Annotated in this window: 11 protein-coding genes; 5 read left to right on the top strand and 6 right to left on the bottom strand. The window is 68.7% G+C overall.

From position 1 onward, the window contains the following. Nucleotides 1-950: binary toxin-like calcium binding domain-containing protein (locus ACLM5J_RS18095; protein WP_413657942.1), on the top strand; the 950-nt coding region annotated here is incomplete at its 5' end. Between the two features lie 88 nt (nt 951-1,038). Further along, entirely contained in the window at nt 1,039-1,863 is an 825-nt protein-coding gene (locus ACLM5J_RS18090) for a class I SAM-dependent methyltransferase (protein ID WP_413657940.1), read from the top strand. A 106-nt stretch (nt 1,864-1,969) separates the two neighbouring features. Here the strand turns inward: ACLM5J_RS18090 and ACLM5J_RS18085 are convergent, their stop codons facing one another. Both ACLM5J_RS18085 and ACLM5J_RS18080 read right to left on the bottom strand, forming a co-directional pair. After that, entirely contained in the window at nt 1,970-2,908 is a 939-nt protein-coding gene (locus ACLM5J_RS18085) for a DUF3068 domain-containing protein (protein WP_413657938.1), read from the bottom strand. A 138-nt stretch (nt 2,909-3,046) separates the two neighbouring features. Further along, complete coding sequence (locus ACLM5J_RS18080; protein ID WP_413657936.1) at nt 3,047-3,769, bottom strand: methyltransferase domain-containing protein; 723 nt, start codon at nt 3,767-3,769, stop codon at nt 3,047-3,049. An 87-nt stretch (nt 3,770-3,856) separates the two neighbouring features. On the opposite strand from ACLM5J_RS18080, the gene ACLM5J_RS18075 reads away from it, so the two are divergent. Further along, nucleotides 3,857-4,981, top strand: a complete 1,125-nt coding sequence (locus ACLM5J_RS18075; protein WP_413657934.1) for a glycosyltransferase family 4 protein — start codon at nt 3,857-3,859, stop codon at nt 4,979-4,981. Nucleotides 4,982-5,052: 71 nt separating this feature from the next. Here the strand turns inward: ACLM5J_RS18075 and ACLM5J_RS18070 are convergent, their stop codons facing one another. The 3 genes from ACLM5J_RS18070 to ACLM5J_RS18060 are packed head-to-tail and all read right to left on the bottom strand — an operon-like array spanning nt 5,053 to nt 12,646. Further along, nucleotides 5,053-5,202 (bottom strand): hypothetical protein, encoded by a 150-nt coding sequence (locus tag ACLM5J_RS18070; protein ID WP_413657932.1) that lies wholly within the window; start codon nt 5,200-5,202, stop codon nt 5,053-5,055. Then, a complete protein-coding gene (locus ACLM5J_RS18065) occupies nt 5,199-6,935 on the bottom strand; it encodes a hypothetical protein (protein WP_413657930.1) in 1,737 nt (578 codons plus the stop codon). The genes ACLM5J_RS18070 and ACLM5J_RS18065 overlap by 4 nt, the downstream gene beginning before the upstream one ends. After that, nucleotides 6,917-12,646, bottom strand: coding sequence for an alpha-(1->3)-arabinofuranosyltransferase family protein (locus ACLM5J_RS18060; protein ID WP_413657950.1), 5,730 nt, complete (start codon nt 12,644-12,646; stop codon nt 6,917-6,919). Before ACLM5J_RS18060 ends, ACLM5J_RS18065 begins: the two co-directional genes overlap by 19 nt. A gap of 149 nt (nt 12,647-12,795) precedes the next feature. Between ACLM5J_RS18060 and ACLM5J_RS18055 the strand changes: the two genes are divergently transcribed. Further along, complete coding sequence (locus tag ACLM5J_RS18055; protein WP_413657928.1) at nt 12,796-13,515, top strand: class I SAM-dependent methyltransferase; 720 nt, start codon at nt 12,796-12,798, stop codon at nt 13,513-13,515. Between the two features lie 21 nt (nt 13,516-13,536). On the opposite strand, the gene ACLM5J_RS18050 is transcribed toward ACLM5J_RS18055, so the two are convergent. Beyond that, a complete protein-coding gene (locus ACLM5J_RS18050) occupies nt 13,537-14,328 on the bottom strand; it encodes a class I SAM-dependent methyltransferase (RefSeq protein WP_413657926.1) in 792 nt (263 codons plus the stop codon). Nucleotides 14,329-14,389: 61 nt separating this feature from the next. On the opposite strand from ACLM5J_RS18050, the gene ACLM5J_RS18045 reads away from it, so the two are divergent. Next, nucleotides 14,390-15,628 carry a lipopolysaccharide biosynthesis protein gene (locus ACLM5J_RS18045; protein ID WP_413657924.1) on the top strand — a complete coding sequence of 413 codons (1,239 nt, stop codon included), beginning with the start codon at nt 14,390-14,392 and terminating at the stop codon, nt 15,626-15,628. Nucleotides 15,629-15,634: the final 6 nt, after the last annotated feature.

Below are 15,634 nucleotides of genomic sequence, written 5' to 3'. Positions count from 1 at the left end.
CTCCGGCCGACACCGACGGCGACGGCCTCACCGACGCCCAGGAAGCCACCCTCGGTACCGACCCGACCAAGGCGGACACCGACGGCGACGGCCTCAGCGACGGCGCAGAGGTCAACACCCACAACACCGACCCGCTGAAGGCGGACACCGACGGCGGCGGCGTCAACGACGGCGCCGAGATCACCAACGGCACCGACCCGCTCGACCCGGCCGACGACCTGGGCACCGACCCGGACGCCGACAACGACGGTCTGAGCGACAGCCAGGAGGCGGCGCTGGGCACCGACCCGACCAAGCCCGACACCGACGGCGACGGCATCAACGACGGCGCCGAGGTGACCGGTTCGGCCAACACCGCTTTCGGCAACCGGGCAACCGACCCGCTGAACCCGGACACCGACGGCGACGGCCTCAAGGACGGCCAGGAGATCAGCGGCGCAGCCAACCTCCGGTTCGGCAAGAAGGGCACCGACCCGACCAACCCGGACACCGACGGTGACTACATCAACGACGGCCTTGAGGTGAAGGGCTTCGTGATCAGCCACAAGGTGACCCGCAAGGGTGCCAAGCCGAAGGCGATCGGCAAGGTCTTCACCGACCCGCGCGACAAGGACACCGACAACGACGGCATCATCGACGGCATCGAGCGGTCCGGCTACTACATCAACCAGAAGGTGATGAAGAAGAAGGGCTCCTACAAGATCGGCAAGGTTCACTCCGACCCGACCAAGAAGGACACCGACGGCGACAAGCTGGCCGACAATGACGAGCGCACCGGCCGCAAGAACGTGAAGAACAAGAAGCGGAAGAGCGACCCGAGCCACTGGGACACCGACCGCGCCGGCATGAACGACGGTGCCGAGGTCAAGAAGGGTTACGACCCGAGCCGCGGTGGCTTGAAGGACGTGCGCGCCACCCGTGGCATGAAGCGGATCACGATCAAGTTCTGATCTCGTTCACAGCACAGCCACAGTAGAGGGGCGCCGGGGTTCTTCCCCGGCGCCCCTTCGCGCCTCCCGGCCCGTAGAATCGCTACTCGTGGAACAGCAAGTGTTCGTGCACCCACCCGTCAGCGCTGAACGTAGACCGGCCGATGAGGCCGAATCGCGCAGGGCCAACCAGGCCGACTGGGACCGCTACGCCGACGAGTACCAGGCCACCCATGGCGCCTTCCTCGGCGACGTCGGTTTCGTCTGGGGCCCCGAAGGCACGACCGAGGCCGAGCTCGGCATCCTCGGCGATGTCCGCGACCGGGACGTCCTGGAGATCGGCAGCGGCGCCGGTCAGTGCTCGCGCTGGGTCAGCGACCAGGGCGGTCGCGGCATCGGCTTGGACCTCTCCTTCCGCCAGCTCCAGCATTCACGCCGGATCGACGAGGCCACGGGCGTCGCGGTGCCGTCGGTCTGCGGGACCGCGACGGCACTCCCCTTCGCCGATGCCAGCTTCGACATCGTCTTCTCCTCGTTCGGTGCGCTGCAGTTCGTCGCCGACGGCGAGGTGTTGCTGAGCGAGGTGGCCCGAGTGCTGCGCCCGGGCGGCCGGTTCGCCTTCTCGGTCACCCACCCCACGCGGTGGATGTTCCCTGACGATCCCGGCGAGCCCGGCCTGGTGGCCAGCCAGTCCTACTGGGACCGCACCCCCTACGTCGAGGTCAACGACGCCACCGACGAGGTCAGTTACGTCGAGCACCACCGCACCATCGAGGACTGGGTAGACCTGCTGCGCGGTGTGAACATGGCGCTGATCCGGTTCGTCGAGCCGGAGTGGCCGGCCGACCACGACCGGGTCTGGGGCGGATGGTCGCGCACCCGCGGGCTGCTTACCCCGGGCACGGCGATCTTCGTGGCGACGCTACTCGGCTGAACCGGCCGCGGTCACCGAAACCACCGCGGTCGCTCAGGCCGGCTCCGAAACCAGAAGAGGTCGTCCCCTGCTCTCGCAGGAGACGACCTCTCGGTGAAGCTGAAGCTCAGCTCGCGGTGTCGCTCGGCCGACGGCGCGAGCGCAGCACGATGATCGCACCCAGCAGGATCGCGAGGACCACCAGCAGCGCCGGAACCAGCGTGCGGAGCAGGAAGAGCATGGTGCTCAACGAGCCGTAGGTGTCGACGTTCTCCTGCACCGTCTTGTCGTCGAAGCCGGTGGTGACCTTGGTCGTGGTCACCCGGTCCTCGCCGTTGTAGCGGATGGTGTTGAACTGCTGCTCAGCGCGCTTGATCACCACACCCGTACGCGGCTCGACCCAGAGCGTCCGCACGTTGGAGTAGGTCATCTCGGCTTCGAGGTTGCCGCTGCCTTCCTCGCCGAGAACCGAAGCTGGAACCTGTGCCTTCGACAGCACGGTCGGCTCGATGGTCTGCTCGAACTTGTAGGTGCCGAGGCCCTTGACGTCCTCTTCCTTGACGAACTTGATCGGCACCCCCTGGGAGAGCGAGCTGTCCCACCAGGTGTAGGTCTTCTTCTTCGTCTGGAACGGGAACTTGACCAACTGGCCCTTGCGCTCGACCTCGACGCGGTCGCCGGTCACCGTCTCGTCGAAGGCGCCGCAGCAGTTGACCGCCTCACCGGTGTAGGCGTCGAAAGCGATCCGCTCGACGCTGCGGGAGCGAACCACGCCATCGTCGCTACGCGTCGACGTAGTGGTCTCCCAGACGCGGACGTCGTTCCCCTCCTTCTCGGTCTCGCGCACCAGACCCACCGTCTTGGCCGTGGTCGTCAGGTCGACCTGGATCTCAGCGAGCTGCCCGGTGTCGAAGATCGTCGCGCCCGGCCCGGTGAGCGTCGTCACCGAACTCTGATCGATCGGCGCTACCGCGAGTTGGTCGTAGGCGTAGAGGCGGAGCAGGGCAGCCGCCGTGAGCGCGAAGAGTGCCACTCCCAGCAGAATCCGATTGACCTTGTCCAGCATTCGCCCTCCCAAGCAAAAAGAATCTCCATGACTTACCTCACGAAGCGCCGCGATGCTACCAGCCCGTAGCCCCAGGATGGCCGGTCTTGACCACCCAAAAGCGCAGGACGTCTGATTGTTGCAATTCTGTGACCGTCGTCACGTTCGTTCTCGTTCGAGGACCAACCAGAGATTCCACGTGACGAACTCACGGACCACAGGCACCCGCAACAGGAACCGACTCCACGGCGGCAGGTACCGCGGGCGCGCCTCGACGATGCGCAGTCCGGAGCGCCGCGCCCAGCGCATTCCCTCGGCGACGGATGCCGCATACATCGAGGTCCCGTACAGGTTCTTCGGCGGTTTGCCGTGGCGCCGCTCGTAGCGACGGGCCGCCCGATGACCGCCCAGATAGTGCCACGGCGAGGTCTCGTGACCGCCCCACGGTCCGAGCCACGCGGTATAGCTCAACACCACCAGCCCTCCCGGACGGACGGTGCGGACCATCTGGTCGCAGACAGCGGGCAGATCCGCGACGTGCTCGAGCAGGTTGCTGGAGAAGACCACGTCCACGCTGGCGTCGGCCAGCGGGCTGGCCTCGGCCAGCGCCTGGACCGACAGCGGGTGCCGACGGTGACTGAGGATCTCGCCGCGATCGGCATCCACCACCACGGAGGTGGCGCCATGCCGCGCGAACGCCTCCGAGTAGAAGCCCGGTCCCCCGCCGAAGTCGGCGATCAGCTTTCCATCCAGCGCGGTGTGCTTGCTGATCAGCTCGACAGCGTCGTCGGCGATCAACGTATAGAAGCCCACCGGGTCGGTCTGCTCGGTCAGGAAGGACCGGAAGAGCCGCACGCTGCGCCGAAGATCGTCACGCCACATGGGCACCGACTACTGACAAGTAGCACATCGTTCCGTTTGGCATTCCGCGATGTTAGCGTGGATGTATTCGCGGCGGATGGGAGACCGATGCGAGGCAAGATCAGGCCTTCGGGAGGGGCCAAGAAGCACATCGTCGCGTTGTCGTGGCGCGATGCGTGGCACCCTGAGGGCGGCGGTTCCGAACGGTGGCTGCTCGAGGTCAGCGAGCGGCTCGCCGAGCAGCATCGGGTCACCGTCTTCACCGCGCGGTACCCCGGTTCGGCCGAGCGGGAGACCATCAACGGCGTCGAGTACCGCCGCCGCGGTGGCCGGTTCTCGGTCTTCGTGCACGGTGCGCTGGGGCTGCTCACCCGTCGCTTCGGCGCGGTGGACGCCGTGCTGGAGGTCCACAACGGCATGCCGTTCCTGGCACGCCTCTTCACCCGCGCCCGGGTCGTCGTCCTGGTCCACCACGTGCACCGCGAGCAGTGGCCGGTGGCCGGCCAGTTCGCGCGCTTCGGCTGGTTCCTGGAGTCGCAGGTCGCGCCGCGGGTCAACCGGCATTTGGACTACCTGACGGTCAGCGACGTGACACGGATGGAGTTGGCCGAGTTGGGCGTCACCCCGGCACGGGTCGCGCTGGCGTGGAACGGGACCCAGGAGGTGCCCGCCGGCGTCGCCGAGACCACCCGCACGGCGTACCCGAGCCTGGTCGTGCTCGGTCGCCTCGTCCCGCACAAGCAGGTGGAGCATGCGATCCGCTCGGTCGCCGCGCTGCTACCGCGGTTCCCCGACCTTCAGTTGAGGATCGTGGGCAGCGGGTGGTGGGAGGACGAACTCCGTGCCGAGATCGCCCGCTTGAACGTCGATCACGCCGTCACGCTGGTCGGCCACGTCGACGAGGACGAGAAGTACCAAGAACTCGCTCGGGCCTGGGTCCACCTGCTGCCCTCCTTGAAGGAAGGGTGGGGCCTCAGCATCATCGAGGCAGCCCAGGTCGCCACGCCGTCGATCGCCTTTGCCAGCGCCGGCGGCGTTCGCGACTCGATCCTGGACGGCGCCACCGGCCTACTTGCTGGCGACGACGAGCAGTTCACCGCTTTCGTCGACCGGCTGCTCAGCGACCACACCCTGCGTGCCGAACTCGGCCAGAAGGCGCAGATCCGGAGCGCGGAGTTCACCTGGGACGCGACGCGCCAGGTGGTCCAGAGGACGCTGCTCCCCGGGGCTTAAGACAACGCAGAACGAGGCGGTCGCCGTGAAGGTGACCGCCTCGTTCGTGTTGTCCGTCAGGTGGAAGCGACTCAGTCGTCGCCGTACGTCACCTGCGAGCCGTTGACGATCCGCGGCACCGAGTCGGTGTCAACGGTGGCTGCCTTGTAACCCTGTACGCCACCGACGACGAGTACAGATGCAGAGAAGATGCCGACCAGACCGAAAACAAGCGTGTTCATGGATTCCCTCCGTCAGCCTTGCGGCTCTGTGACTGTGAGCCGACCTCCCGATCGACCCTACCCCCGACCATGGTAAGGGCAATACCCGCGAGTGTCACGATCATCACGCCGAGATCCAACGCGAGAAGTAGGTCGCGCGAGTCGGCCTCAGGGGCGCGGTACTCCGCACCCCGATCGATCACCGCAAGGCGCTCGCCACTGAAGAGACGGGTTCCCGAAGGAAGCGGCACCTGGGACTCCCCCGCATCCAGATGCACGATCACCCAACGCACCCCGTGCTCACTCAGCACCTCGTCGAGCCGACGCGGATCGTCGGCCGCGGCGCGAATCTCAGCGGCCACTCCGTCCTCGCCCGCGACCGCGCCGTCGGGTACCTCCAGCAGGTCGTCGGTGATCACCTCGCCGGGGAAGAACCGCCATGCCGGATCCAGCACCGCGTGGCCCCCGTTCCAGTCGAAGCGGCGGTAGAGGCCGAAGGGCAGCACCACACTGCGATCGTCGGCGGCACCTGCCTCGGTCAGCAGCGTGCGTGCGGCGAACCAGTCCTGCGGATAGTCGTGCGGTTCCAGCTTGGCCAGTAGGCCCCACGCCAGGCTCGGGAGCAGACAGATCGGTAGCAGTGCCGCGATCGGTCGTAGCCAACGTCCAGGTCGCTCCCGGCCGACCTCAGCGATCCGATCAAGCCCGTGGGCCAGTCCGAGAACCAGGCCCGGCACCATCAACGCGACCCACTTCTGGGAGTCGCGGAGCAGCCCGGCCCCGGGCACGTTGTCGACCAGCCAGACGATGGCGTCACGCCCCGGAGCGACGGTCGGCGTCACCGCGATCAACAGGCCGACGAGCCCCACAGCCAACAGCCCGCCGAAACGTCGCGGGTCGGACCTGACCAACAGCACCAGAGCGGCGAACGCCGCCAGCGTCAGGACCAGGGCGATCCCGGTCAGCAGTGCCGAGCCGCGTTCCATCGGCACCACCGAGCTCTTCCAGATCCCGCCCAGAGTCGCCAGTGAACCGAGCTCACCCCAGGGCGTGTCGGCACGCGCTGCGAACGCCGAGACGCCGAACGGGTCGGGGGCCAGGTCGCTGCCGTTGAGGAACCCGGGAACCAACCACGGCAGGTTGACCAGAACCCCGAGCGCCGCGCCGGTGGCAAGCAGCCGCAGCCGAGGCGCGAGCACCGCCATCAGCACCCCGAGCGCCAGCACACCTCCGGTCGGGCTGGTCCAGGCAGCGGCCGCCAGCGGTACCAGGAGGAGCCCACCTGCCCGGCGCTCCCCCGCCGCCATCCGGAGCCCGAGATGGGCCACCCACGGCAGCGCGGCATAGCCGGCCAACAGCGCCCACTGGCCGATCGCCAACCGCTCGTAGACGTAGGGATTCCACATACACAGCACGACGGCGGAGGCCCGCGCCCAGGCGCTGTATCCGTGGGTGAGCCGCGCTGCACCGGCGCCGGCCAGCAGGAGGATCGCGAAGAGCAGCAGCTTCTGCACCAGATCGCCCGGAAGCATCAGCCCGAGCAGCCAGGTGACGGCGTCGGTCGGGACGGCGCGTGGCACGGACCCGTCGAGCCCGAGCCAACGGTCGTTCCACGGCTGGTCCGGCACGAAGACCATGTCGCCGAGCAGCGCGTAACCCCGGCCGAGCAGCAGGGGGCCCAGGATCACGAAGGCGAGACCGGCGGGCAACAGCCAGCCGATCAACCGCTCGCGAGTCACTCCCCGGTCGGCCACGGCACTCCTGAGACGAGCTTGGTGGCGCACTGCGGGACCAGTTCGCCGGCGTCGCCGGGCCACGGCGTCACCCAGGCCTCGACGCTGGTGGTCTCCTGCGGGACCACGAACCACGCGGCGACCGGCCCACTCTCCAACGCCACTGCCTGTTCGACCCCCGCAGCACGCAGATGCAACACGACCCGCTGCGAGACCAGGGCCTCCACCGCCACCGCTCGCCGCACGTCAGCGGCGTCCAGCCTGGTCAGCAGGGTCGGGTACTCGTCGAGCGACCACGCGCAGTCCTCGCCCTCGGTCTGCACCTCCACCCGGTCCAGCAATGTGGCCTCCACGACGTCACCTTCGACGTTCAGCGTGCGCAACGAGGTGCCGGGCTGCTCGAACCCTCGGGCCTGACCGACGGTGTCCAGCAGCTGAGGCACATCGACCACCAGGGAGACCATGTGCGGAAGTGGTTGCAGGGCGACGGTGGCGTCCGGAGCCCGAGGAACTTGAGCGCGGGTCGCCTCCACGTAGTCGAGCGCCACCGTCCGTTGCACGATCGGCACCAACTGGACGACGGTCGCCATCGCCGAGGCTGTGACCAAGCAGGCCAGCGCGAGCGGGCGGCGAATAGGACGACGCCCGCTCGACTCGGTCCGACCGGCCTCAGCCCGTCGGTGCCGAGGCCGACGCCGCGGTCCCTGGAACGCGGCGCAGATGCCGATCACCAGGATCGGGAGCGCATCGGTCACGTAGCGCGGGTCCCGGGCGACCAGTCCCAGGTACTCGGCGCGCCCGGTGAACAAGAGCAGCAGGTCCATGGCGAGGTAGGAAAGGAGCACGAACCACCCGGCGATCGCACCACGACCACGCCGCCAGAGGCTGGCGGCCAGCACCAGAGTCAGCAGCACGAGGCAGGTGACGGTGACAGCGACGCCGGGCTCCGGCATCAGCGAATTCTCAGCACCTCGCGTGTGCCAGGGCCCGCCGAAAGCACCAGGCACCACTACAGCGAGCAGGGTGGTGCGCAGGAACTCCAGCACGGTGAGTTGACGCTCACCGGAGAGCGCTCCGGAGCCCGACATGGAGAGGTAGATGCTCAGATAGCCGACGTAGACCACGGCATGCAACGCCCACCACACCCAGCGCCGCCGCAGCGCGGCGAGCCGCTCCCGCAGCGGGAGGCCCGCCCACAGGACCAGACCGACCACCAGCACCGCGGCCGGCAGCACCAAGAGTGCCTTCTGCCAGAAGAGCAAGGCCAGCGCGTGTGCCATGAGCGAGCCGACTCCCCAGGCCAGGGCCCGCCCTCTGCTCTGGTGGAGCCCGATCAGAGACAGGATGGTGGCAAGCATCAGGACCTGAAGGGGGAACGCCTGCATACCCGCCGCCCACCAGGCGCCGGTGATCAGTCCCAGCGGGGTGAACAGGTAGGCGGCGAACGGCACGAGCAGCCACCAGCTGTACCCGAAGAGACGGCGCAGGATGGCCCACAGCAGCAGGGATGCCAGCGCCTGGCCCACAACCATGAAGGTCGCCGCGGCTGCGAAGCTCATGCTCTGCAGATCCAGGAGCCAGTACATGAAGTACTGACCGATCTCGAGGTGGCCGCTGTAGTCACGGACCAAGAACTCTCGGCTGAGCCCCAACTGTTGAGAGGCATGCAGATGGCCGAGATCGTCCTGCCAGAACCACGATCCCGCGGCCAGCACCGTGCGCAGCACGGCCTGCCCGGCGACCAGGGCCAGTGCCGTCACGGTGAGCGCGCTGAGCCTCGGTCTGGGCAGACGCAGGAACGGTGTGGAACGGGGTGGGAGCACCACGCTCGCGATCAGCGCCCCGACGCCGAATGCGGCCAACCCGTTCGCCCACGTGGAGGGCTGGCTGGTCGGCTCTCCGGAGAACCAGGCAGCGACCACGGCGGAGCCCAGGACGGCGAGCGCCCCGGTCAGGGCTGTGCCCCTGCGCCCGCGCCATCCCCAGGCCGCTGCCCAGCCGAGTCCGGCGAACGGACCACCGGCTGCCAGGAGCGCCAGACCCGTGAGCACTGCGGCGATCCGTCCCGCAGGACCTCGTCCGGTGGCGGCGTCGCCGGTGAGCCGGCGTCCGCGATCACGCCACAGCGCAAGAGCCGCCCCCGTCACCAACAGGAGCGCGATGATCAGGCCTCCGAGGAGACCGAGGCGATAGGTGCGATCCGGCCCGAAGGTGACCTCCACCTCCCCCGAGGCGCCGGCAGGGACGACGTAGCCCTGCTGCCAACCGTCGACAGTGACCTGCTCCAACTTCTTGCCATTGAGCGTGGCGCCCCAGCCGGGGTTGAGGTTCTCGGCGATCCGGAGCACCGATTCGGGGCCAGGATCGACGCGCACGCGGCGGCTGGTCGGTTCCCACTCCACGATGTCGACGTCCCGATCTGACGCGGCAGCAGGAGTGCTGCCTTCCGCCACCAGGCCCAGGTTGATCGGCGCGAACTGACCGCTCGGATCCACCTGTAGGCGGTGCACGCCAGGGCGTAGGGCGAGCGGCTCCTTGCCGCACAGCGACCAGCGCATCGGCTCGCCGCGCAACAGTTGGGCGACGGTGCCCTCGACACGGGTGTCGCGGACTTCGCCGTCGATCACGACAGCGGGTCCAAGACCACAGACGGCGCCCGTCGGCTGGTCACGATCGGGCGCATAGCGCAGGTCCTGAAGACCCTCGATCTCGATCTCCGAGAGGCCCAGTTTGGCGTCGTCACCGACTCCGCGATTCCCACGGGAGAACTCGATGGTGAGCTGGCTACCCACCCGCAGCGGATCGAAGGTGCCCAACGAGGTGAGGTCGACCCGGCGCTCGCCGAACTCCGACCGGATCACCGCCTCGCGGGGCAACGTCGCTCCCTGCAGGGCCGGTGAGACCCGGATCCTGGAGATGGTGCGGCCAGCGTCCGGCACGCTCATGGTGAAGGTAGCCCTGTCGGCACCGAGCTCCCCCAGCCAGGCGGTGATCGGGTCGGCGTCGAAAGCGAAGAGGCCGGCCGCGGCCGGATCACCGGCGAAGACCGAGTCGGATCGGACGTCGGCGGCCGCGCCGAGCGGAGCGAGCATGGCCGCGACGGTCTCGCCGGGGAGCGCGACCACCCGGCCCTCGACGTCCCACTCCCCCTGCTCGGTCGTCGTGAACGTACGGTCGAGCCCGCCCTGCTCCTCGTTGAGCACCGCCGACGTGCTGTCGCAGGAGGCGCCTCGCTGAACCTCCACACACGCGCGGCGCGGAACCTGGGTAGTGAACAGGATGTCTGTGGCGGCGTCCGCGCGCCCGGGCAGGACCCGCGTGCGTCCCGCACGCAGCCCGGGCACGACCACCTCTGCCACGCCCACCGTTCCGTGCTCACGGTCGCCGTCGGCAACCCGGAGCACCCGGACCTTCACCCGGGTCGTGCTCGCGCGCGCTACCGGGACGGAGATGACACCGGTGCTCGGCACCTCGCGCACTACCGGACCGTCACCGACGTCGACCGAGGCGCGGACGACCCGAACCACGCCGGTCCCGTTCGCGAAGCGGACCATGACGGCGCCCGCGCTGGCGGGGCGGTCGAGATCGAGGCGCAACTCCTGCTGCTCGGGGTCGGTGAACGGTGCCGAACGCCAGGAGGTCGTCGCGCGCCCGTCGAACGCAGCACCTGGCGCGTAGGCCGGCGTGATCCGGCCGATCGCGTCGCGGCTACCTGCCGAGGACGTCGCGGTGACGCGGACTCCACTGGGCGATTCGGCAGTGGTCTGTGGAAGGTCGGGACCGGCCTCGAAGTCAGGCAATCGACGGTCCGTGAGGAAAGCATCGTCGCGGCCGAGGACCGGGCCCAGCGCGTCGTGCACCCTGCCGAACTGTCGCTCGACTTTCAGATTGCCATCCCCGATGAGTCGGTGTTCACCCACATCGTCGCCGCTGAGCACGGTCGGCGTCGTCGGTTCCAGCGCGCCGAGCTCGATCGCGGCGAGCAGGTCGTCAGGCGCCCCGTTGAGGTGCCGCGTCTGGGCAGTCGGCGTCAGTGCGACCCGCGGGGCCTCCTGGTCCACCGCGAAGATCTCGAGCATCGGAAGTCCGTAGACCCGCTCTCCGAATCCCGCCACGGAGACGAGGCCCGGGCTCCCGAGGAGAGTCGCATCGACGCGCGGCAGGGAGACACCGTCGGCGTTGACCGGGTCGAGGTCGCGTCGGACCAGCACGTGGGTGATGCCGGCCCGCGCCAGATATCCTGCCAGCCCGTCACCGCCGGTCCCCGAGGTGAGACGGCGCTCGATGGTGTCGAGCACGCGTGCCGACGGCCCAGGCATCATCGGCACCTGGCTCCGCGAGACCCAGGGCTTCTGCGCCAACGCCTGGAGCGGCTCGTCGATCGTCCATCCCCAGGTCTGCATCCCGAAGCCGGTGCCCGGCACGACCAGCACCCGGGAGCCGGGCTGCTCATCGAGCCAGTCGGCAGCCTGCCCCCAGGCCGGTGGAATCTCGCTCCAGCCCTGCATCCGGAGATGCCCCTGCCACATGGGAGCCGCGCTCACCAGCAGCAGCGCTGCCAGGCCCGCCGCGAGCCAACGCTCAGCGTGCGGCAGCGAGGCACCCTCACGCCGCTCAGCCCACCGGGTGCGCACCCCGGCTGCGAGCAGCACGGCAGCATGCCCCAGTCCGAGCGCGAGTGGCAGGCGCACCAGCGCGTCGACCTTGTGCACGTTGCGCAGCGGTGCGAGCGGACCGTCCAGCAGGGTCTGGATCGGCCCGTCGATCAGCGAACCGCCACTGGCGGCCGCTCCGGCCACCAGACACAGCAGGCCCACCACGGCGGTGGTCAGCAGCGGCCCCCGCACCGGCATCCGCCGGTGACACAGGCCGAACAGACCGATAGCCGCGATCAGCCCCGTCAGCGCGATCAGTGCCGGCGTGGTGGCGGTCTCGTAGGCCCCCGGCCACCAGGCGCGGTCGCCGGTGGTCGCGTAGGCGAGCCAGTGCTCAGTGCCCCGTACCGAGTTCGACCACCCGGTGCTGGAGGTGGTCACTGACGATCGTTCGATGATGTCGAGGAACGGGGGGCTGTAGCGGCCTTGGAGGAGCAGCGGGACCACCCACCAAGCGATCGCCGCAGCGACACCTACTGCCCACCAGGCAGCCAGACGCCGCCCGAACGGGCGGCGCAGGTACGCCAGCACCAGGATCGCTCCGGCCGGAAGCATCGCCAGCGTGCCAACGGCGTTGACGCCGCTCATGCCGAGGACGGCCACGCCGCTGAGCAGGCCGCCCGCCCGTGGGGAGAGGCGGCCACGCGCCGTCAGCACCAACGGTAGGAGCATCCAGGCCAACAGGGTGGACGGGAGCAGCTCCCCGGTCAGCACCCCCGAGGAGCCCACCATCCGTGGCGCCAACGCGTAGGCGAGCCCGGCGACCAGAGCTGCTCCGCGTGGAAGTCCCAAGACCCGGGCCAGCAGGCGGGTGCCCTCGAAGGCGACGATCAACAGCAACGCTGACCAGAGACGCTGCGACACCCACCCCGGCATGCCCAGGGCATCCGTCAGCACGAACCAGATGCCTTGGGGAAAGAGGTATCCGTAGGCTTGGTTCTGCAACTCGCCGAAGGAAGCGTCGGGGTTCCACAGATGCAACGCCCGCGCCAGGAAGCCGGCCGGGTCCTCGGTCAGGTCGTGCTTCGTGTCGAAGGTCGTCCTACCGGGTTGTTGACGAAAGGACCCGACGAGCAGCAGGCACCATACGATCAGGCTCGGCCACGCCCGACGCAGGTACGCGACCTTGGCACGTTCGCTGATGAGACACCCTCCCGGAGTCTGCGCGAGAAAAATTGCAGTAGATTGCCGCGGAGTCTAGCCCCTTCGTCGATGGGTGATCCGTAGTGAACAAGCCCGACCCCGCCCCGTCGTTCGACGCCGCTTGGCGGCGCGCCGACACCATTCCCGGCTGGCTGAAGCCCGGCCAGGGCGAACTCCTCTGGGACGAGGCCGTCCGTCTACCCCGCGGGGCCACGGTGTTGGAGATCGGCAGCCATCAGGGTCGCTCGACGGTGATCCTGGGCGAGGCACTGCGTGTCGGCGGCGGAACGGTGATCGCCGTCGACCCGTTCGTGGAAGGTCGGCTCTTCGGCGGTCTGTCGACGCGGGAGAAGTTCGAGAAGAACATCGCAGCCGCTGGTCTCGACGATGTCGTGGAACTGGTCGCCGACTACAGCACCGCCTTGGAGCCGGGCTGGGATCGGCCCTTCGACCTGCTCTACATCGATGGCAAGCACGACTACTGGACGGTGACCAGCGACCTACGCTGGCGCCGTCACCTGCCCGAGGGCGGCGGCATCGTGATCCACGACTGCTACTCCTCGATCGGCGTCACGCTGGCGATCCTGCGCCACGTGCTCTTCGCCTCCGACATCGCCTACGAACGGCGCAGCGACTCCCAGGCCCTCTTCCGGCGGCGTCGGCCGAAGCTCCGCGACCGGTTGCGGATCCTCGCTGAGCTCCCGTGGTGGCTGCGCAACGTGGTGGTGAAGGTCTTCCTGCGGTTGCGGCTGCGCGGCGTGGCTCGGTTGTTCGGCCACGACTCCCCCTACGACCCGTACTGATCGCGCTCGGGCCCGGGGTGGTCAGAGCCGATAGATCCTGCGCTCCAGCAGCGCGCCGTCCCCGACCCGGAACTCCGGCTTCACGATGTCGTCGAAACGGAGCCCGCGAGCCGCGATCCGACGGCGTTGCCGGACCGTGATCAGGTCGGTCGCCGCCAGGATCGCGCGTGCCCTGAAGTCCTTGGAGTGGCCCGGCTCCAGCAACGCCTTCGTCATGAACTCCTCCGGCACCGGTCCGGTCACCTGGTAAGGCACCTTCCCCTTCCAGTGGAGCATCACCACCCGGTCCTCGAAGCGCGAGTCGAGAACCTTGGCAACCTGCAGGTTGAGGCCGGTGCGATCCAGGTAGTCACCGATCTCGGCGTCGAAGTGGTGACGCTGCTTCGGCTCGAAGACCAGCACCCCGTCACGCATCCGGCACCACCAGACATGGGAGGGGAAGTCGATGATCTTGGCGCTCGCCGCCTCCGGCACCTCGATGTAGCCCGCCCGGGAGACCCGCATCAACTCCTCGATCACCGCCCCCGGGTCGGGGACGTGCTCCAACAGGTTGGAACAGATCGTGTAGTCGAAAGCGCCGTCGGCGAAGGGCATCTGCGCGGCGTCGGCGTCGAAGAGCGGACGCGAGACCCGAGCACCGGCCGTGCCGGAACGCTGCGCTGCGTACTCGGCACCGACGTAACGGTCGAGCAGCACATCGGCCCGCCAGGACGGCTTGTCGCCACTTCCCACGTCGAGGACCAACGCCTCGGGCCCGACCGGAAACTCAAGACGGCGTTCGATGAACAGACGGACTTGGCTGGCGAAGGACACCGCCCCATCCTGACAGCATCCATAGCAACGCGGTGCGGACGGTGTGCCAGAATCTCGCGCTGTGTCGTCCTCAGCGAATCGTCTGCCCGCTTGGCTCCACGGTGCAGGCAGTATCGCTGTCGCCGTCGCGCTGATGAACGTCGCCACCTATGCCTTCACCATGGTGGCTGCCCGCTTGCTCGGGCCCAAGGAGTACGGCGCGCTCGCAGGCCTGATGGCGACCCTCCTGGTGATCGGTGTCGTCCAACTCGGTCTGCAGACGACTGCGGCCCGCCGGATCGCTGCTACTCCGGAGCACACCGCGCAGATCCGCCATTCGATCCTCCGGGTCGGGCTCCGCGCCTCCCTGGCGATCGGCGCGCTGATGGTCGTGCTCGCCCCCGTCGTCGATCGCGTGCTCCGCCTCGACGATCTCCCGGCGACCCTGCTGGTCGCGGTGATCGCGGTGCCGATGACCCTGATGGGCGCTCAGGCCGGCATCCTCCAGGGCGAACGCCGTTGGCTGCCGCTGGCCCTGCTCTACGTCGCCAACGGCCTGCCGCGGATCGTCCTGGGCGTGGCGCTGCTCGCCTGGCAGCCCGAGGTCACCACCGCGATGGCCGCAGTGGCGTTGGGTCAACTGGCACCGGTCGTCGTCGGTTGGTGGGCGCTCCGCGACCAGGAGCCGACCACAGGAACCAGCCTCGACCACTCGGCGCGGTCGATCATGCGGGAGACCCTGCTCAACTCCCAGGCGCTCTTCGCCTTCTTCGCGCTCTCCAGTCTCGACATCGTGGTGGCACGCAACGTGCTCGACAGCCACGAGGCGGGGCTCTACGCAGGAGCGCTGATCCTGACCAAGGCGGTCGTCTTCCTCCCGCAGTTCGTCGTGGTGCTCGCCTTTCCTGCGATGAGTACGCCGCAGTCACGACGCAAGGCGCTGACCACCAGTCTCTCGGTTGTCACCGTGCTCGGCGGCTGCGTGGTCCTCGGCGGTTGGCTGCTCGACGACCTCGCGCTGGTCTTCATCGGCGGCCAGGAGTACGTGGAGGTGCGCGACGATCTGTGGGCCTTCGCCGTCCTCGGCACCGCCCTGTCGTTGCTCCAACTGCTGGTCTACTCCGTGGTTGCCCGTCAGGGCCGGATCTCGATCGCCCTGGTCTGGGTGGCGTGCGTGGTGATCGTCGTCGTCGGCTCGACGACGACCACCGTCACCGGCCTGCTCGGCGTGGTCGTCGCGGTCGACCTGACCCTGGTCGCGCTGCTCTTCGTGCTCAGCCTGATCCGTCTCGGTCAGAAGACCGAGCCCGCTCGAACCTGAGCGGGC

The organism is Nocardioides sp. Bht2, assembly GCF_047308515.1.
Lineage (GTDB): Bacteria > Actinomycetota > Actinomycetes > Propionibacteriales > Nocardioidaceae > Nocardioides.
Note: the sequence above shows the minus strand (reverse complement) of the source record. Positions and strands in the feature narration are given on the sequence as shown.

Excerpts from the sequence above, each read along its gene's own strand:
- ACLM5J_RS18075 (WP_413657934.1), top strand. The coding sequence starts at position 3,857 with ATGCGAGGCAAGATCAGGCCTTCGGGAGGGGCCAAGAAGCACATCGTC.
- ACLM5J_RS18085 (WP_413657938.1), bottom strand. The coding sequence starts at position 2,908 with ATGCTGGACAAGGTCAATCGGATTCTGCTGGGAGTGGCACTCTTCGCG.
- ACLM5J_RS18080 (WP_413657936.1), bottom strand. The coding sequence starts at position 3,769 with ATGTGGCGTGACGATCTTCGGCGCAGCGTGCGGCTCTTCCGGTCCTTC.
- ACLM5J_RS18070 (WP_413657932.1), bottom strand. The coding sequence starts at position 5,202 with ATGAACACGCTTGTTTTCGGTCTGGTCGGCATCTTCTCTGCATCTGTA.